Consider the following 18,006-nt stretch of genomic DNA (forward strand, 5'->3'; position numbering starts at 1 on the left):
GAAACCAACGCGAACGGTCATCCACGACCGTTCGACAAGCTATTGGGCCGAGGAACCAGACGTGCAGCTTTCAGACTTCGCAGGCTTTCCCAATCTTGTTGCGATGTTCCTTGATCGTGCCGAGCAGCGCGGCGACAGCCCGTTCCTGTGGGCCAAGAAAGGCGGAAGCTGGCAATCAATAAGCTGGGCGGAAGCGGCGCGGCAGGTTTGCGTACTGGCCGAAGCCTTGCGCGGGCTTGGCCTGAACCCCGGAGATCGGGTGGCGCTGGTTTCGGAAAACCGGCCGGAATGGTGCATTGCCGACCACGCGATCATGGCAGCGGGGCTGGTCACGGTGCCCACCTACATCACCAATACCGAACGCGACCACCTGCACATTCTGGAAAATTCAGGCGCGCGGGCTGTGATCGTGTCGACCTCGAAGCTGTCACAACCGTTGCTGCCCGCCGCGCTTTCCGCTCCGGGGGTGGAACATGTGATCGGCATGGAGCCGCTGCGCCAGATGCAGGCGGGCAAGCTTTCGTTCCACGACTGGAGCGTAATGACGGCAGGCGATGGCGCAGCGGCGCGACGGGCAGTGGATGCGCGCATGGCGGGCGTGGGGCGCAAAGACCTTGCCTGCCTGATCTACACCAGCGGCACCGGCGGCAGCCCGCGTGGCGTGCGGCTGCACCACGGATCGATCCTGTGCAACGTTGAAGGCGCGGCGTTTATCCTTGCCGAGGATTTCGGGTGGGATGAGGAAGTGTTCCTCTCTTTCCTGCCGCTCAGCCACGCTTATGAACATACCGGCGGGCAATATCTGCCCATCGGCATGGGCGCGCAGATCTACTACTCGGAGGGCCTCGAAAAGCTCGCCTCGAACATCGAGGAAGTGCGCCCGACGCTGATGGTCGTCGTCCCGCGCCTGTTCGAAGTGCTGCGCACGCGCATCATGAAGCAGGTGGAAAAGCAGGGCAAGGTTGCCAACTACCTGATGGATCGCGCGCTGGGCATCGGCGGGCGCAAGGCGGCGGGCAAGGGCCGCATCATCGATCTGCCGATGAGCCTGATTCTTGATCGCACGCTGCGGCCAAAGATCAAGGCGCGCTTTGGCGGGCGGATGAAAGCGATGGTGTCAGGCGGCGCGCCGCTCAATCCCGATGTCGGCGTGTTTTTCGACGCGATGGGGCTGACCATGCTGCAAGGTTATGGCCAGACCGAAGCGGGGCCGGTGATATCGTGCAATCGCCCCAAGGCCGGACTGAAGATGGATACGGTCGGCCCGCCGATGAAAGGCGTGAATGTGAAGATTGCCGAGGATGGCGAAATCCTTGTGCAAGGGGAACTGGTGATGCACGGCTATTGGCAGAACGAGGCCGAAACCGCCCGCGCCATTCCCAGAGAAGGGCCAAACGCGGGCTGGCTGCACACCGGCGATATCGGACATGTGGATGACCGGGGCCGCATCGTCATCACCGATCGCAAGAAGGACATGATCGTCAACGACAAGGGCGACAACGTATCTCCGCAGAAGATCGAGGGGATGTTGACGCTGCAACCCGAGATCGCTCAGGCGATGGTGAGCGGGGACAAGCGGCCCTATATCGTCGGCCTGATCGTGCCTGATCCCGAATGGGCGCTGGAATGGGCGCGCGCGCAAGGCGAGACGTTCGATTTCAAGGCGCTGCAAGACCTGCCCGCCTTCCGCAACGCCGTGCGCACCGCAGTGGATCGCGTAAACAAGGACCTGTCGGTGATCGAAAAGGTCCGCCAGTTCGCTTTTGCGGACGAGGCGTTCAGCATCGACAACGAGGAAATGACACCGAGCCTGAAGATCCGGCGCCACAAGATCAAGGAACGCTACGGCGCGCGGGTGGATGCGTTGTACAAGAGCTGAAATAAGTTCTTCCCCCCCCCCCGCTCATCCTGAGCCTGTCGAAGGATGCCAGCCCAGCGCCTGCCGTCTGGGGCCTTCGACAAGCTCAGGCTGAGCGGGTCCAGGGGCAGGGGTAGCAGGGGGAAGGCTACCTTCCCGCCATCGCCTTGACCCGCGCCAGATAGGTGCGCCCGATGCGCTGCATCGAGCCATTCGCCAGTTCGGCGGACCATACGCCAAGACCATCGTGCTTCAGCCCGGCGATGCGGTCGCGCCTTACGATCGTCGAGCGGTGGAGGCGGATGAAGCGTTCGGGATCGAGCCGCGCCTCAAGCCCGGCGATGGTGTGAAGCATCAGGTAGGACCGGCTGCCGACATGCAGCCGCACGTAATCGCGTTCGGCATCGATGCGCTCAAGATCGCCCGCCCCAACGCGGATAAGTTCCGAGCGGTGCGGCACCCAGAACTCTTCGATCCATTCGCTTTCGGGCTTTTCCGGGGTAAGCGGCGTTTCGGCAGCGGCGGCGCTGCGGCGGGCCTGTGCGCGTTCGACCGCGCGTTCCAACCGGTCCTGCGCCACGGGCTTCAACACGTAGTCCACGGCATCGCAATCGAACGCTTCGACCGCAAAATCGTCGTGCGCGGTGACGAACACCACTGCCGGGCGGTTGACCTGCCCGGCCAGCGCGCGGGCAACGCCCAGGCCATCCACTTCGGGCATCGTCATGTCGAGCAGGACGAGATCGGGCGTCAGCGCGGAAATGAGGCGCAGCGCTGCCGCGCCATCGCTGGCCGTGCCCACCACCTGCAACGCCGGGATGCGAGCGCAGAGAATCTGCATCCGCTCTACCGCCAGCGGTTCATCGTCGACAATCAACGTGCGCACTATCGCCCCCTCAACATTCGTTCCGAACCACCGGCATGGTCAGCACCGTGGCATAGCCTCCCGCCGGCAGCGGGCCGCTTTCGACCTTCGCCTCATCCCCGAAGCGGGCGATCAGGCGGCTCTTGACGTTCTCCAGACCGATGCCGGTGCTGCCGCTGTCCAGCCCTTCACCCGGCCCGTCGTCCGAAACGCTGAGGATCAGGAAGCCACCCGCCTCACGCGCCGAAATGCGGATGGTGACCGGGCGAATTGTGGTGGATACGCCGTACTTGATCGAGTTTTCGACCAGCGGTTGCAGGATCATGCCAGGCACGCAGGCGCTCATCAGATCGTCCGGCACATCGAAATCGCAGCGCAGACGTTCGGGAAAGCGCACTGCCTCGATTTCCAGATAGTGTCGTTGCAGTGCGATCTCATCCTCCAGCGGCATGTCGGTGGTCGGGTCACCGGCAAGGCTGTGGCGATAGAAACGGGAGATCGACTGAATCATCTTCTCGGCCTGTTCAGCACGACCGACCATGACCAAGGCGGACAAGGAATTCAATGTGTTGAACAGGAAATGCGGGTTCACCTGATAGCGCAACGACCGCAGTTCGGCAGCCTTGGCCGCGCGGCGATATTCGCCTTCGCGGTATTCCGCCGCGCGCAACTGTTCGCCATTGCCGAGCGCTAGATAGAGCGCAGCCCAGGCGATCAGCAGAAAGTAACGACCCAGCGCAACATCGGTAAGCTGCCGCCACAGGCCCTCCTTCTCCACCAACTGGCGAATGATCGTGACCTTGCTGGTGGATGTGGCGGCTTCGGTAGCGGCGGCTTGCGGGGGTGCCGCTTCGGAAGGCGAAGGGCTTGCTGTCGGGGCAGTTGCAGGCTTCTTTGGCGTGGCGGTTTCAGACCGCGTTGCGACCTTTGACGGCGCAGGCGTTGGGGCAGGTTGCGCGGCGCGCTGTCTTGCTTGCCGCACTTCTGCGCGCGCGCGTTCCGCCTCGGCGCGGGCTTGCGCCAGCGCGGCACGGCGCGCGGCTTCTGCCTGGCGCAAAGCCGCCTGAGCCTCGCGCCGGGCTGATTCGCGAATGGCCGCAGGAGGCGCGGGCGGAGCGGGTGGGGCCGCGCTGGCACCGGGCTGCGGCGGCGCAGGAGGTGCGGGAATCGCCATGTCCGGGGCTGTCAGTTCGCCGTCGCCATCATCACGATAGACCTTGTTGCCGATGCGCACTTCCGAACGACCATCGGCATATTGGCGAATCACCACGCCGGGCTGGCTGATCACGGTGCTGCCATCGGCGTTGCGCACGATCCCGGCCATGCGCAGGGCGCTGGTGGCGCGCGCCTCGGCCAGCTTCTCGATCTCGGCAATGTCATCCTCGTCGAGCAGCGGCTCTGGCGGTGGCGACACTTTGGGCGCAGGCGGTGGGCTGGGCACGACGCGCGGAGCAGGTTCCGGCGGCTCTGGCGGGACGGGAATGACCGGGGCGACGATTCCTTCATCCAGCACATCGACCAGCACGTTTCCGGCCATGTCCCGGCGGATCTTCACGGCGGGATTCTTGGTGCCGTCCTCGACCGTTACCTTGTCAGGCGCTGCATCAGGAGCGGCATCTTCATCGTGCGTCAGGCGTTCAAGCATCCGCTTTTCAACCGGAGCGAAAGCCCACTGGTTGACCGCTGCCAGTGCCAGCGCGGCGGGCAGCATGATGACCAGCGCCGCACCGACACGCACTGCCAATGAACGCGCATCGAAGCGGCGCAGCAGCGGCCAGCACGCCACGGTCACGATAATGCCAGCAAGCGTAACCAGCCCGCGCCGCCACAGCAGATCGGTGAAATCACCCAGTTCCACCACCAGCCCGCGCACGGTGATGAGCAGAAAATAGCACAACCACAGCGCCGCAGCCGACAGGATCACCTGCCGGGCCGGTACGCGCGGAATTCCGGGATCGATTTGCGGCGACGTCATTGCCCGAACCCTAAACGCGAACCGCCCGACACACCAGAACGGTGGTCGGGCGGCATGTGCTGTTCATCGAAGCGAAAGGTTACGCGGGGAGGAGTTTCTCTTCCGCGATCTTCTTCTTCCACACCAGCGGCGCGGTCTTGTGGACGTTTTCGCCTGCGCTATCCACGGCGACGGTCACCGGCATGTCCTCTACGGTGAATTCGTAGATCGCTTCCATGCCCAGATCGCCGAACCCGACGACCTTGGCTTCCTTGATCGCGCGCGCCACCAAATAGGCCGCGCCGCCGACCGCCATCAGATAGGCGCTCTTATGATTGGCGATGGATTGCGTTGCCGCAGGGCCGCGCTCTGCCTTGCCCACGCTGGCCAGCAGGCCGAGGTCGAGCATGGTGTCGGAAAAGCTGTCCATGCGCGTGGCGGTGGTGGGACCGGCGGGGCCGACAACTTCTGCGCCTACCGGATCGACCGGGCCGACGTAGTAGATCACGCGGCCCTTGAAATCGACGGGCAGTTCCTCGCCCTTGGCCAGCATGTCCTTGATGCGCTTGTGCGCGGCATCGCGACCTGTGAGCATCTTGCCATTGAGCAGCAGCCGATCGCCCGCTTTCCAGCCTTCGACCTCTGCCTGCGTCAACGTATCGAGGTTGACGCGCTTGGCAGCCGAATCGGGCGCCCAGTGAACTTGCGGCCATTCATCGAGCTTGGGACGTTCCAGATAGGTCGGTCCCGATCCATCGAGCACGAAATGCGCGTGGCGGGTGGCGGCGCAGTTGGGGATCATCGCCACCGGCTTGCCCGCAGCATGGCACGGCGCATCCATGATCTTCACGTCGAGAATGGTCGAAAGACCGCCAAGGCCCTGCGCACCGATGCCAAGCGCATTCACCTTGTCGAAGATTTCGATGCGCAGACGCTCGATATCCGTTTGCGGCCCGCGCTCTTTCAACTGCGCCATGTCGATCGGCTCCATCAGCGCCTTCTTGGCCAGCAGCACGCAATGCTCTGCCGTGCCGCCGATGCCGATGCCCAGCATACCCGGCGGGCACCAGCCTGCACCCATCTGCGGCAGCATCTCGATCACCCAATCGGCAATCGAATCGCTGGGGTTCATCATCTTGAACTTGGACTTGTTTTCCGAGCCACCGCCCTTGGCCGCAACATCGACGACGATCCGGTTGCCCTTCACCATCTCGACGTGAAGCACGCAGGGCGTGTTGTCGCGTGTGTTGCGGCGGGTAAAGGCCGGGTCGGCCAGAACCGAAGCCCGGAGCTTGTTGTCGGGGTGATTGTAGGCGCGGCGCACGCCTTCATCGACCACATCCTGCAGGGAAAGGTCGGATTCGAGGCGGCAGTCCTGTCCCCACTTGATGAAAACGTTGACGATGCCGGTGTCCTGACAGATGGGACGATGGCCTTCGGCACACATCCGGCTGTTGGTGAGGATCTGCGCAATCGCGTCCTTTGCGGCCGGTCCCTGCTCCGCCTTGTAGGCTTCGCCCAGCGCGCGGATATAGTCCATCGGGTGGAAATAGCTGATGTATTGCAGCGCATCGGCCACGCTCTCGATCAGGTCCGCTTCCTTGATCGTCACCATTTCGGCCATCTGTGGATTCCCTCCAAAGCCTGAGAAACTGCGAACGCCCCTTACGCCTCGATAATCGACATGCAAATCCCTTGGAAACGGCAGGTCGATAATCTACAGGCACTTGCGAGTTACCAATTGCGGGATGCACGGGCTGACCGATGCCCCCGTTCGGACATGAGGGTTGCAATGACCGTGGTTGAAGATCGCCCGGCAGCGGACGAACTGCAGATTGCGCGCCGCGCGATGATTGATAGCCAATTGCGCGTAAGCGGCGTCAATTCGCCCGGCATTCTTGCGGCCTTCGCATCGATCCCGCGTGAAGATTTCGTGCCTGCAGAACGCCGTGCGCTCGCCTATATCGATCGGGCTGTACCGCTGGGCGAAGGCAAGTGGCTCTCGCCCGCGCTGACTTATGGCCAGATGCTCGAAGCGGCAGCGGTAACTGCCGATGACACCGTGCTGGTGCTGTCTGGCAACGGCTATCTCGCTGCGCTGGCAGGCAAGCTTGCCGGAAGCGCCGCTTGCGTCGATTCGCTGGCCAATGCGCAAGGCGGCCCCTTCTCGCTGATCCTGATCGACGGCGCCGCGGAAGTCCTGCCCGAAGCGCTGGCCGGAGTGCTGGCGGATGACGGCCGCATCGTAACCGGAATCGCCGATCGCGGCGTTACGCGCCTTGCCATCGCGCGCAAGGCGCTGGGCAAAGTCGTGGCCACACCGCTGGGTGAGGCGGATTTTGCGATCCTGCCGGAATTCGCCGCCGCGAAGACGTGGAGCTTCTGAACTTTATGGCGAACCGCAAGGCGCTCCGCCTGCTGCTGGCGGCCAGCGCTGCCTCTCTGGCCGCCACACCCGCTCTGGCTGACGACCTGCGCGAGGCGCTGACCAGCGCCTATAACACCAACCCGACATTGCAGGCCGCGCGCGCCACGCAGCGCGCAACTGACGAAGGTGTGCCGCTCGCCCGCGCCCGTGCGCTGCCAAGCCTTGCAGGGCAAGCCAACTACACCCGCATCCTGAAGGCGAACCCGACCTCGTTCCTTGTCACCGACTGGTCGGGCAACGTCGATCTGAACCTTGGCGTGCCGGTCTATTCGGGCGGTTCGGTCAAGAATTCGATCCGTGCAGCCAAGACCCGTGTCGAAGCCGGGCAGGAAGATCTGCGCGCAACCGAATCGGGCGTGTTCAGCGAAGTTGTCGCGGCCTACATGGACGTGATCCGCGATTCCGCGATCGTGGGCCTCAACCGAAACAACGTCGAAGTGCTGCAGGTCAACCTAACGGCAACCAGCGATCGTTTCGAGATCGGCGATGTGACCCGCACCGACGTGGCGCAATCGAACTCCCGCCTTGCACTGGCGCGGGGCGATCAGCGCACCGCCGAAGTGAACCTGATGTCCAGCCGCGAACGCTACATTCAGGTCGTAGGCAAAGTGCCGGTCGATCTGGCACCGCCGCCGCCCCTGCCGGGCTTGCCGGGCACCGCAGACGACGCGGTCGATTTTGCGCTGGAAAACAACCCTGATCTGATTGCCGCGCGCGAACGCAGTAAGGCCGCCGGGTTCGACGTGAAAGTTGCCGATGCGGCCAAGAAGCCCACGGTTTCTCTCAGCACCACGGGCAGCTATCAGGCCTTTCAGGGTACGTTTCCGGCAACCGGCCAGTCGCTGCGCCAGGGCGTGACCACGGCGCAGGCCGGCGTGAATGTTTCCGTGCCGCTGTTTCAGGGCGGTGGCCCCGCCGCTCAGACTCGGCAGGCCCAAGCGCGCGAAACCGCCGCGCTGGAACAGGAAATCGGCATTGAACGGCAGGTCATCGCCTCGGTCCGTTCGGCCTATGCCTCGTGGCAGGGTGCGAACGAGATCATCACGATGAACCAGACAGCGGTGGATGCCGCTGCACTGAGCCTGGAAGGCGTGCGTGCGGAAAACACTGTGGGCAATCGCACGATCCTCAACATCCTTGATGCCGAACAGGAACTGTTGCGTGCGCAGGTGCAACTCGTCGCCGCGCGTCGCAATGCCTATGTCGCGGGTTTCAACCTGCTGGCAGCGATGGGCAAGGCCGATGCCAGCGACCTTGGGCTTGATGGCGGCGCGCTCTACGATCCGCAGGTCAATTATGATCGCGTGAAAGACCGCATCTGGGACTGGGACCGCGATCCCGATCCAAAGGCCGTTTCCACGCGCACCGTTGACACGCCTGCGCAGGATGCGACAATCCCGCCTGCACCGCGTCCATAAGGGAATCGGTGCCGCAGGGGCATTTTGGGGGTCAAAGTTTCGATGCGTCAGGCCGGTGAACCGTCCGTCGAGGAAATTCTCGAATCGATCAAGAAAGTGATCGCGCGCGACAATCGCGCCGATTCGCTTGCCCGCGCCCGTCCCGAACCGGTGCGCGCAGAAACTGTGGTTGCCGCACCCCCGCGTGCCGAAGTTCTCGAACTGACCGAACCTGCAGAAGAGGAAGATGCTGCAACGGGCGGGTTGATCGCGGATGCCGCAGCAGCGTCGATGCGCGAATCGCTGGCCGCGCTCTCCATGCTGGCCCAGCCCGGCGCTGCGCCGCAGATCGTCCGTTCGGGCGAAACCTCGCTCGAAGGTCTGGTTCGTGACCTGTTGAAGCCGATGCTGGCCGAGTGGCTGGACAAGAATCTGCCGGCAATGGTCGAAAAGATGGTGGCTGCCGAAATCGCCCGGATCGCGGGGAAACGCGGCTGATTTTACGGTTTGCGCTGAAGAGTTACGGCGCTAATCCGGTTTCCATGAAAACCAACTCGCTGTTGTCGGCGGCAGCCTCGCTCGCCGTCGCATTCGCCGCACCTGCTATCGCCCAACAGGCCGCACCGTTCTCGCCACAGGATCTGGTCACCCTTGCCCGCCTTGGCGGCAGTGCCATATCGCCCGATGGAAAGCTGGTTGCCTATATCGTCACCACGACCGATCCGGTCAGCTACAAGCGCACGCCTGCGCTATGGATCCGCAGCGCCGATGGCAAAGGTGAAGCTCGCCGCATCGATACCGGCGGCAGTGCCAGCGATCCCGCTTTCGGCCCGGACGGCGCGCTCTATTACCTGTCAGACCGCAAAGTGGGTGAAGCGGAAACCACACAGGTCTGGAAAGTCGATCCGGCAAGCGGCGTGACCACCCAGGTCACCGCCTTCAAGGTGGATGTTGCAGGCTTCGAACTGTCTCCCAACGGAAAGCGTATTGCCGTGTGGGGCGATATCGCCCGCACATGCACCACGTTCGGCTGCGATAGCGACGGCAACACCGCCCTGCCCGGCCCCGGCACAGGGCGGCACTATACCGATGGCGCTGGCTTCGTGCGGCACTGGGATGCGTGGGAAACACCGGGCAACTACAGCCGCGTCTTCGCGTTCGATCTGGGTGCGGATGGCAAGACGACAGGGGAAGGCAAGGCGGCAGACGGTCCCGTCGGCACGCTGACTGGCGACAGCCCCGGAAAGCCCTTCGGCGGTGGGGAGGACGTGGCATGGGCTGCGGATTCACAGTCCCTGTTCTTCGTCGCCCGTCAGGCTGACCGGCACGAGCCAACCTCGACCAATCTCGACATCTGGCATTCTGCGCTGGACGGCGCGGCCCCGAAGAACCTGACCGAGGCCAACAAGGCTACCGACAATACGCCCGTGCCTTCGCCCGATGGCAAATGGCTGGCCTATGCAGCAATGGCGCGGCCCGGCTACGAGGCGGACAGACTGGTGGTGAACCTGATCGACCTGAAGACCGGCGCGCGGCGCGAACTGACCGGCGCATGGGACCGCTCGGTCGCCTCGCTGGCATGGACGCCCGATGGCAAGGCGCTGATCGCCACGGCGGAAGATGTGCTGGATACGCCTGCGTTCCGCATTGATCCGGTCAGCGGCAAGGTCACTCGTCTGGCGCTCAATCCGGGGCGCGAAGGGCATATCGGCGGGGTCGTGCCGCTCAAGGACGGGCGGCTGCTTTACACCCGCGATTCGATCGATGCGCCTGCGGAACTCTTCCTCGGCAAACCCGGCAAAGCCGGAACCCGCCTGACCGATGTGGCCGCAAGCGCCCTTTCGCAGCGCGCGCCCGTCGTTACCCAGCGCTTCAGCTTCAAGGGCGCCGATGGCGATACGGTGTGGGGCCAGATCACCAGGCCATCATGGTTGAAGGGCAAGATGCCTTCCATCCTTTTCGTCCACGGTGGACCGCAGGGTTCCTACAATGATAGCTGGTCGAACCGCTGGAACCCGCGCGCCTGGGCGAGCCAAGGCTATGCCATCGTCTCGATCGATTTCCACGGCTCCACCGGATACGGGCAGGCCTTCACCGATGCGATCAATCGCCAGTGGGGTGGGAAGCCACTGGAAGACCTGCAGAAAGGCTTCGCCGCCGCCATCGCGCTGGATAGCCAGATCGATGGCGACAATGCCTGCGCGGCGGGGGCCTCCTACGGCGGCTACATGATGAACTGGATCGCCGGGGTTTGGCCTGACCGCTTCAAGTGCCTTGTCCAACATGACGGCGTGTTCGATGCGCGCGCAATGGCCTATGAAACCGAAGAACTGTGGTTCGACGAATGGGAGCACGGCGGCCATCCCTACTACGAAGCGCCGGAAGAATTCGAGAAGTGGAATCCGGTGAACCACGTTGCCAAATGGAAGACACCGATGCTGGTCATCACCGGCGAAAAGGACTTCCGCATCCCCTATACGCAGGGCCTTGCTGCCTTCACGGCATTGCAGCGCCGGGGCATCCCTTCGGAATTGCTGGTGTTCCCGGATGAGAACCACTGGGTGTTGAAGGCCAAGAACTCGTTGCAGTGGCACCAGACCTCGTTCAACTGGCTGGAACGGTGGCTGAAGAAAGACGGTAAGTGAGCTTTACTCCCGAAGAAATCCTACAGGCAGAAGTGGCGCTGGAAAAGCTGGGTGGCTTCAACCCCCAGCGCCACATCCTGCTGTGCGCTGGGCCTGACAAGGACAAGTGCGCCCCGCGCGAAGTGGGCGACGAGGCGTGGAACTACCTCAAGAAGCGCCTCGGCGAATTGAAACTGGGTGGAGCGCAAGGGGTGCTGCGCAACAAGGTGGGATGCCTGCGCGTCTGTCTCGTCGGGCCAGTCGCGGTCGTCTACCCGGACAACGTATGGTATCACTCCTGCACGCCGCCGGTGCTGGAACGGATCCTTCAGGAACACGTGATCGGCGGCGTTCCGGTGGAGGACTACCGGCTGAAGCAGCCTTCTTTCAGCCCATCCGTTCCATTACCCGCGGAATGAAGCCAAGCAACTCGCTGGCCAGATAGCCGATTGGTCCGATCGCCTCTGCACAGCGCCGCCCTGCTTCGCCATGCAGCCACACAGACCACAGCGCTGCCTGCAAAGGCTGGGCGCCCCGTGCCAGCAGCGCCCCGGCCACGCCAGCAAGGACATCGCCAGAACCACCGGTTGCCAAGCCTACATTGCCGCCGCTGTAAGCATATACCAGGCCTTCGGGCACCGCAGTGAGCGTGATCGCGCCTTTCAACACAACGACGGAGCCGAATCTCTGCGCGCAGCGAGCGACGGCACTTTCCCGGTCTTGATCGATCTCAGCGGCATCACATTGCAACAACGCGGCCATTTCACCGATATGCGGGGTCAGAATTGCACGCTGTGATCTCGATCCGAGCACTCGCGCCTGATCGGTAATCGCCATCAATGCCGCAGCATCCAGCACCAGCGCGTTTCGGCTCGCGACAGCCAATAGTGCGCTGACAAGTGACGATGCCTGCCGCGAGCAGGACATGGCTGGCCCGATCACCAGTGCGTCACATTTTTCCACATGCTGCGTCAGGATGGCGGCCGCAGCATCGATTTCGCCTGCTTCGTCGCTGTGTAGTGGCACAACGGCAACTTCCGGTAAAAATGCACCCAGCAGCGGGGCAACTTCTGCCACCGTAGCGATACGAACCTTGCCCGCGCCTGCCCGCAATGCGGCTTCCGCCGTCAGTCGCACCCCACCAGGAACAGCTGAGCACCCGCCAACGACCAGAACGCGGCCCCGCGCATTTTTGTCACTCTCTTCGTGCGGCAAAGGCAAAGGGTGGTCGCGCAGCCACTGTCCATCGAGAACGATCTTTTGAATCGCAGTCTTCTCAACCACGAGCTGCCACCATGCGATCAGGAGCGCGCGTCGCTTCCGTGCCTTCGCGAACCATCGGCGCTACTGTGTTGTAATGCTCCAGCACCAGATTGCCGTCACCCTTGCCGGAGCGATCCAGACGATATTCGGTGACCGCGCAATTGGCGACATCGCCAGCCTTGTCGATCGCCAGTATCTCAGCTTCCGTCATGTGCTCGATTACATAGCGCATACACAGGACCACCACCTGATGTGCCACGATCATCACGCGCTTGCCCGCGTAGTGCAACGAGATGGTATCCAGCACAGCGCGGAGCCGGAAAATCACGTCAACCCAGCTCTCACCGCCCGGCGGACGGTGGTAGAATTTGCCCAAAACACGGCGGAACTCTGCCTGTTCGGGTTGAGAGTGGCGAATGCCGAGCGTTGTCAGCCCATCAAGGATGCCAAACTCCTTTTCGCGCAGCCGCTCGTCTACGCAAATGCGCAGATCAGCCGCGCATCCACCGGTATCCCGGAATATTTCTGCTGTCTGGACCGCGCGCACATAGGGACTGGCCAGGATGATTTCGGGTCGACCATGTTCCTCACCTTTCGCGAACCAGTGGCCGAGAGCGCGCGCCTGGCGCGTCCCGAGTTCAGAGAGGGGCACGTCGACATCACGATGATCGAGCGCGATCCTGAGGTCTCCGGCAGCGTCGGCAGCATCGCGCGCAACGTTGCCTGCGCTTTGGCCATGCCGGATCAGCCAGAGCACTTCGGGCCAACGCTCACGACCTTGTGTGTGCAGTTTGGTGCCGTTCATGCCCCTTGAAGCGCAAAGATTGCGCTAAGGTTCCAGCACGCTTGCGCAGTTCAGCCGACCGACGTTTCGCTTTGCTGCCGCATCGCCCGATAAACGGCCGCCGCGCGGCGGATGTGCGTGGTGGCCAGCGCGCGCGCCCAGTCGATATCGTGCCTCTCGAAGGCGCTCACCAGATCGCGATGGTCGCGCTGGCTCTGCTCCATGTCGGCGCGTGAATATTGCTCTGCCGTGCGGTGGACAACGATCTGGCTGACCACGAACTTCATCAGCTGCGAAAGCCGTTCGGACTGCGCGGCGGCAAGGATTACCGCATGGAAATGGCGATTGCCCTCGACAAAGCCGGGAACGTCAGGGCCATCGGATGCGGCGATCGCGCGGTCGATGTAATCGCAATGGGTGCGGAGCTGCGCGATCTGCTCATCGCTGATCAGCCGCGCCGCGCGCGCCGCGCAGTGGCTTTCCAGCATGGCGCGCAGCGAGAAGAGTTCGTCGTCGTCATCGTCGGACCAGACAGGCACGAACACGCGATTGGTATCGGACCGTTGGAGCAGCATTTCCGCCACGAGTTCGGCAATCGCTTCACGCACCGGAGTGCGCGACATCTCGCAAAACTGCGCGAACTCGTCTTCGGGCACGAACTGCCCGGCCGGGAAGTGCCCCGAAAGAATCCCGGCGCGAATCTTGCGATAGGCTTCCTGCGAGGCTTTTGACACGATAACTCCCGTGGGGTCAGGGAGGCGACGACGCCGCCTCCCCTGCGCTCTGATCAGAACGACGCGCCGACTTCAACCCCGATTAGGCGGCGCGCGCCCGGCGTGATGAAGGATCCGCCGAACTCGATGGCGGGAATCGCTTCGGAGATATAGCGGCGATCGAGCAGGTTCTCGGCAAAGACCGCAATGCGATAGCGGTCGGTGGTGATTCCGGCCCGCACGTTCAGCACGCCAAACGCATCGCGCTTTGCCACATCGTAGCGGGCGTTACCCACGAAACCCGGCAGCCCCAGCGCCGATATCGGCAGCAGCGCCGAAAAGATCGTCGGGCGTTCCTGATCCTGCACCGAATGGAACCACGTTGGCCCGGTAATGCGATAGTCTGCGCGGAACAGCAGCTTGGCGCTGTCGGTCAGCGGCGCGTTGATTTCCGAACCGAGGTTCAGCGTCCAGTCGGCAGTATAGGGCGATTTGTTGCCTACCGTGTACGGACGCGAAGCGTTCTTCTTGATCTCGCTGTCGGTCACGTTGAACGATCCGAACACTTTCCAGCCGTCCACGATCTTGCCCGTCAGGTTGATCTCAGCCCCCTTGATGTCCACCCGATCGATGTTCGAAACCACGCGGAGCAGGCCGAAGCTGCCCACGAAGAACTCGAAGAACTGCATGTCGGTGACGCGGGTGTAATACCCTGCAAGGTCGAAGGTGATCCGTCCGTCCCAAAGCTGGCCCTTCATCCCGCCTTCGAACGCGCTGGAGCGCTCCTTGCGATAGAGGTCGTTGATGGTCACGTCGGCGTCGATGGTGCCCGGCGTCACGCCATCGTTGAAGCTGGCGTTAACGACTGCGGAGGAACCCTGGTTGTTGAAGCCGCCCGATTTGAAGCCGATACCCCAGTTGGCATAGATGTTCAGATCAGGCGTGGGCCGGTAGCTGAGCGTGATCTTGGGCTGGAGCTGCTTGAACGTGGCGTTCTTGGGCACGAAAGCCCCGAAGGCAAGGCCCGGATTGATCGGACCGCCGGTGAACGGGTCGCGCGCATTCGGCACCAGCGAACTGGCTGCGCGATCCTCGATATCATAGCGCAGCGCCACGCCGCCGGTGAACTGGTCCGAAGGCTTCCACTCTGCCGAACCGAAAGCGGCGTAGACATTGGTCTTGAATTTGTCTGCCAGAAGCAGCGAGGTGGGGTTGGCCGAATTGGGCGCGTTGTAGAGTTGCTTGATCGTGCCCTGCCCGGTGTCCGCTCCCAGGCTGACCCCGGTCTTGCGGTCGATATGCAGGAAGTAGGCACCCAACTGCCAGGTAAGCGGGCCGGCCGCATTCGACAGCAGGCGCACTTCGGCGCTGACGTCTTCCTGCTGACGCAACTGGTACTGCGTGCCATCGCAGGTCGTGGGGCTGTAAGGCCCGAACGTGGAGCCATTGGCAGGCGCAAAGATGAACGGCACGGGGATCTGCCCGATGGCACCGGGCTGGTTTACCGGAAAGCCCGTCAGCGCCGCCGTGCTCGCAAAGCAGCTGTTCACCGAACTGGCCACCGCCGGATCAGCCGCGCTGATGAAGCGGGCGAAATCCGCTGAAGTGCCATCGGCCACCAGATCCTGATCGACATCGGAATAGAGGCCCCAGGCCACCACTTTCATGCCATTGCCGAATTCGTGGTCCAGCTTGATCGAAGCGTCGATGCTCTTCTGGTCGTTGGTGGCGCGGATGTTGTTGTAGAAACTGAAGGGGTGCTTGTTCACGTCCTCGTAGAACGCCGGGTTCACCGCACCGAACAGCGGCAGGTGGAACGCGGCGTTGAACGGCAGTGAAGCGCCCTTGAACTCGGCGTAGCGGGCCTTGACGTCAAGCTGGGTGGCGGTCCCCTGCCCGATTATCACGCGCCCATCGACGGCCCAGTTTTCCTTGTCGTCCACCGTCTTGGTGTTGTTCAGGAAGGCGTTGCGCCACCATCCGTCGGTGGTGAAATAGTAGCCGGAAAGCACGAAGCCTGCATTGCTGCCCAGCGGCCCGGCAATGTGCGCGGTGGCCTCGTAAGTCGCCTCGTTGGCATAAGATGCGCGCAAGCCTCCGGTCAGCGTGTCGGTGGGCTTCATCGTTTGCAGCACGATCGCGCCCGCCGCCGCGTTCCGGCCATAGAGCGCGCCCTGCGGCCCTTTCAGCACTTCGACCTGCGTGAGCGTGCCCTGAGGCTGGTTCAACTGCGCGGTGTTGGTCTTGAGAATGCCATCCACGACCAGCGCGACCGAGCTTTCCGCATCGCGCGCGCCATTGATACCGCGAATATTGATCTGGGTGTCACCCGCCTCTGCCGTGCCCGTCACGATCGTCACGCCGGGCGTGAGCTGGGTGAAGTCTTCGGCCTTTACAGCGCCAGTGTTCTGAAGCGCACTTGCGGTCAGGACCGAAACGGATGCCGGAACATCTTGCAGTCGTTCGTTCTGCCGGCGCGCCGTAACGATGATGGCATCACCACCATCTTCGGCGGCCGCCGTGTCTTGCGGAATGTCCTGCGCAAAGGCCGGTGCGGCAGACACCATCAGGCCCATCGCTGCGGTGTTCAAAAGGAAACGGGTGGCACGCATGTCTCAAACCTCCCTGTTGGCCGCGCACATTGCCCAAAGGCAATGCGATCACCGGCAATCTGGCTTGCGAACGTCTGGACCGAAGCCCACCCTCTTGACGCTCGCTTGTCTGACAGGCAGCTTATTGTATACAAACTCGATTGGTCAAGGTGGTTGAAAACCTGTTCTTATGGGAAGGTTTCACCTCTTGCATGATCGATTGCATGTCTATTTGCATACGAATGGGATGAGCGCGTGATGGGACCGAACCTGCAGACACACCTTGCCGGAGGCACAGTATGAGCGCGCACGAGATCACTTTCGTCGAGGTCGGCCCGCGCGACGGTTTGCAGAACGAGAAGACGCTGATTTCGACGGCGGACAAGCTTGAACTGGTACGCCGCAGCATTGCCGCAGGCGCCCGGCGAATCGAGGTGACCAGCTTCGTCAACCCCAAGCGCGTGCCGCAGATGGCCGACGCGGAAGACGTTTGTTCAGGTCTGCCCGGTGCGGCAGGGGTCAGCTACATCGGCCTTGTCCTCAACGCCAAAGGTGCAGAGCGCGCGATTGCCACCGGGCGCTTGCACGAACTGGGCGCGGTCTGCGTTTCGACCGATGGCTTTGCCATCGCCAACCAGGGCCAGACCAGCGACGAATCCGTGGTCGCCGCCAAAGCCATTGTCGCAATGGCCAAAACCGCAGGGCTGAAAGGGCAGGTCACCATCGGCGCCGCGTTCGGCTGTCCGTTCGAAGGCGAAGTCAGCGAAGATCGTGTGGTCGCAATGGCAACAGCGCTGGCTGAAGCAGAGCCGATCGAGGTGGGACTGGCCGATACCATCGGCGTGGCCGATCCGGCCCATGTCAGCCGTCTCGTCCGCCGCGTGGTTGCAGCCGTGGCTCCGCTGCCGGTGCGGGTCCATTTCCACAACACGCGCGGCACCGGCATCGCCAATGTCTGGGCGGCCGTAGAAGCTGGCGCAACCGTGGTGGACGCCGCGCTGGGCGGCCTTGGCGGATGCCCCTTTGCCCCCGGTGCGGCAGGCAACGTGGCGAGCGAGGATGTGGTTTACATGCTGCACCGCGCGGGCGTGCGGACCGGCACGGATCTTTCACAATTGATCGCGGCCAATCACTGGCTGGCATCGGTCATGGATCGCAAGCTTCCGGCGATGGTGGCGCAGGCCCCCGCCTTCCCCAAACCCGTTCAGGAGAACTGAGAGCATGGGATATCGCCTTGGCGTGGACGTGGGCGGCACTTTCACCGACCTGCTCCTGTTCGACACAGCATCGAGCGCGTTCTGGCGGCACAAGACGCCATCGACCCCTCACGACAGTTCGGAAGGCATCCTCAACGGGGTGACTGCGATCTGCGAAAAGGCCGGAATAACGCCGGGGGATGTCGATTACTTCCTGCATGGCACCACCGTGGCCACCAATGCCGTGCTGGAAGGCAAAGGCGCGCGCGTCGGCCTCGTCACCACCGAGGGGTATCGCCATGTCATGCAGATCGCGCGCAGCTTTGTGCCGGG

Annotated in this window: 15 protein-coding genes; 8 read left to right on the forward strand and 7 right to left on the reverse strand. The window is 63.0% G+C overall.

Features of this window, described 5'->3' with window-relative positions:
• Nucleotides 1-61 precede the first annotated feature (61 nt).
• Entirely contained in the window at nucleotides 62-1,879 is a 1,818-nt protein-coding gene (locus tag ACOVQ0_RS20055; protein ID WP_421888725.1) for an AMP-dependent synthetase/ligase, read from the forward strand.
• Nucleotides 1,880-2,006: 127 nt separating this feature from the next.
• On the opposite strand, the gene ACOVQ0_RS20060 is transcribed toward ACOVQ0_RS20055, so the two are convergent.
• The 3 genes from ACOVQ0_RS20060 to ACOVQ0_RS20070 all read right to left on the reverse strand — a co-directional run bounded on the left by ACOVQ0_RS20060 (nucleotide 2,007) and on the right by ACOVQ0_RS20070 (nucleotide 6,301).
• Entirely contained in the window at nucleotides 2,007-2,744 is a 738-nt protein-coding gene (locus ACOVQ0_RS20060) for a LytR/AlgR family response regulator transcription factor (RefSeq protein WP_421888695.1), read from the reverse strand.
• A gap of 10 nt (nucleotides 2,745-2,754) precedes the next feature.
• Nucleotides 2,755-4,698 (reverse strand): sensor histidine kinase, encoded by a 1,944-nt coding sequence (locus tag ACOVQ0_RS20065; protein WP_421888697.1) that lies wholly within the window; start codon nucleotides 4,696-4,698, stop codon nucleotides 2,755-2,757.
• Nucleotides 4,699-4,777: 79 nt separating this feature from the next.
• Entirely contained in the window at nucleotides 4,778-6,301 is a 1,524-nt protein-coding gene (locus ACOVQ0_RS20070; RefSeq protein ID WP_421888699.1) for a fumarate hydratase, read from the reverse strand.
• 156 nt (nucleotides 6,302-6,457) lie between these two features.
• On the opposite strand from ACOVQ0_RS20070, the gene ACOVQ0_RS20075 reads away from it, so the two are divergent.
• The 5 genes from ACOVQ0_RS20075 to ACOVQ0_RS20095 are packed head-to-tail and all read left to right on the forward strand — an operon-like array spanning nucleotide 6,458 to nucleotide 11,545.
• Nucleotides 6,458-7,063 (forward strand): protein-L-isoaspartate O-methyltransferase family protein, encoded by a 606-nt coding sequence (locus ACOVQ0_RS20075; RefSeq protein ID WP_421888701.1) that lies wholly within the window; start codon nucleotides 6,458-6,460, stop codon nucleotides 7,061-7,063.
• A 5-nt stretch (nucleotides 7,064-7,068) separates the two neighbouring features.
• Complete coding sequence (locus ACOVQ0_RS20080) at nucleotides 7,069-8,523, forward strand: TolC family outer membrane protein (protein WP_421888727.1); 1,455 nt, start codon at nucleotides 7,069-7,071, stop codon at nucleotides 8,521-8,523.
• A 42-nt stretch (nucleotides 8,524-8,565) separates the two neighbouring features.
• Nucleotides 8,566-9,000, forward strand: a complete 435-nt coding sequence (locus tag ACOVQ0_RS20085; protein ID WP_421888703.1) for a DUF2497 domain-containing protein — start codon at nucleotides 8,566-8,568, stop codon at nucleotides 8,998-9,000.
• 44 nt (nucleotides 9,001-9,044) lie between these two features.
• The gene (locus ACOVQ0_RS20090) at nucleotides 9,045-11,147 is read left to right on the forward strand and encodes a prolyl oligopeptidase family serine peptidase (RefSeq protein ID WP_421888705.1); all 2,103 of its coding nucleotides are present in this window, start codon (nucleotides 9,045-9,047) and stop codon (nucleotides 11,145-11,147) included.
• Nucleotides 11,144-11,545: a (2Fe-2S) ferredoxin domain-containing protein gene (locus ACOVQ0_RS20095; RefSeq protein WP_421888707.1), complete on the forward strand. Its 402-nt coding sequence runs from the start codon at nucleotides 11,144-11,146 to the stop codon at nucleotides 11,543-11,545. Before ACOVQ0_RS20090 ends, ACOVQ0_RS20095 begins: the two co-directional genes overlap by 4 nt.
• On the opposite strand, the gene ACOVQ0_RS20100 is transcribed toward ACOVQ0_RS20095, so the two are convergent.
• The 4 genes from ACOVQ0_RS20100 to ACOVQ0_RS20115 are packed head-to-tail and all read right to left on the reverse strand — an operon-like array spanning nucleotide 11,514 to nucleotide 16,498.
• Entirely contained in the window at nucleotides 11,514-12,410 is an 897-nt protein-coding gene (locus ACOVQ0_RS20100) for an NAD(P)H-hydrate dehydratase (protein ID WP_421888709.1), read from the reverse strand. The genes ACOVQ0_RS20095 and ACOVQ0_RS20100 overlap by 32 nt on opposite strands.
• Entirely contained in the window at nucleotides 12,403-13,194 is a 792-nt protein-coding gene (locus tag ACOVQ0_RS20105; protein WP_421888711.1) for a histidine phosphatase family protein, read from the reverse strand. The genes ACOVQ0_RS20100 and ACOVQ0_RS20105 overlap by 8 nt, the downstream gene beginning before the upstream one ends.
• A 50-nt stretch (nucleotides 13,195-13,244) precedes the next feature.
• On the reverse strand, nucleotides 13,245-13,907 hold the full coding sequence (locus ACOVQ0_RS20110; RefSeq protein ID WP_421888713.1) for a GntR family transcriptional regulator: 663 nt from the start codon (nucleotides 13,905-13,907) through the stop codon (nucleotides 13,245-13,247).
• A gap of 53 nt (nucleotides 13,908-13,960) precedes the next feature.
• On the reverse strand, nucleotides 13,961-16,498 hold the full coding sequence (locus tag ACOVQ0_RS20115; RefSeq protein WP_421888715.1) for a TonB-dependent receptor: 2,538 nt from the start codon (nucleotides 16,496-16,498) through the stop codon (nucleotides 13,961-13,963).
• A 278-nt stretch (nucleotides 16,499-16,776) separates the two neighbouring features.
• Between ACOVQ0_RS20115 and ACOVQ0_RS20120 the strand changes: the two genes are divergently transcribed.
• Together ACOVQ0_RS20120 and ACOVQ0_RS20125 are read left to right on the forward strand one after the other, a co-directional pair.
• Nucleotides 16,777-17,694 carry a hydroxymethylglutaryl-CoA lyase gene (locus ACOVQ0_RS20120; protein ID WP_421888717.1) on the forward strand — a complete coding sequence of 306 codons (918 nt, stop codon included), beginning with the start codon at nucleotides 16,777-16,779 and terminating at the stop codon, nucleotides 17,692-17,694.
• A 4-nt stretch (nucleotides 17,695-17,698) separates the two neighbouring features.
• The coding region (locus tag ACOVQ0_RS20125; RefSeq protein ID WP_421888719.1) for a hydantoinase/oxoprolinase N-terminal domain-containing protein at nucleotides 17,699-18,006 on the forward strand (308 nt) is incomplete at its 3' end.

The sequence above is a fragment of the Novosphingobium sp. genome, assembly GCF_049240505.1.
Taxonomy (GTDB): domain Bacteria; phylum Pseudomonadota; class Alphaproteobacteria; order Sphingomonadales; family Sphingomonadaceae; genus Novosphingobium.

Coding starts and splice junctions, on each gene's coding strand:
- ACOVQ0_RS20115 (WP_421888715.1), bottom strand. CDS start 16,498: ATGCGTGCCACCCGTTTCCTTTTGAACACCGCAGCGATGGGCCTGATG.
- ACOVQ0_RS20090 (WP_421888705.1), top strand. CDS start 9,045: ATGAAAACCAACTCGCTGTTGTCGGCGGCAGCCTCGCTCGCCGTCGCA.
- ACOVQ0_RS20065 (WP_421888697.1), bottom strand. CDS start 4,698: ATGACGTCGCCGCAAATCGATCCCGGAATTCCGCGCGTACCGGCCCGG.
- ACOVQ0_RS20120 (WP_421888717.1), top strand. CDS start 16,777: ATGAGCGCGCACGAGATCACTTTCGTCGAGGTCGGCCCGCGCGACGGT.
- ACOVQ0_RS20085 (WP_421888703.1), top strand. CDS start 8,566: ATGCGTCAGGCCGGTGAACCGTCCGTCGAGGAAATTCTCGAATCGATC.
- ACOVQ0_RS20105 (WP_421888711.1), bottom strand. CDS start 13,194: ATGAACGGCACCAAACTGCACACACAAGGTCGTGAGCGTTGGCCCGAA.
- ACOVQ0_RS20080 (WP_421888727.1), top strand. CDS start 7,069: ATGGCGAACCGCAAGGCGCTCCGCCTGCTGCTGGCGGCCAGCGCTGCC.
- ACOVQ0_RS20075 (WP_421888701.1), top strand. CDS start 6,458: ATGAGGGTTGCAATGACCGTGGTTGAAGATCGCCCGGCAGCGGACGAA.
- ACOVQ0_RS20070 (WP_421888699.1), bottom strand. CDS start 6,301: ATGGCCGAAATGGTGACGATCAAGGAAGCGGACCTGATCGAGAGCGTG.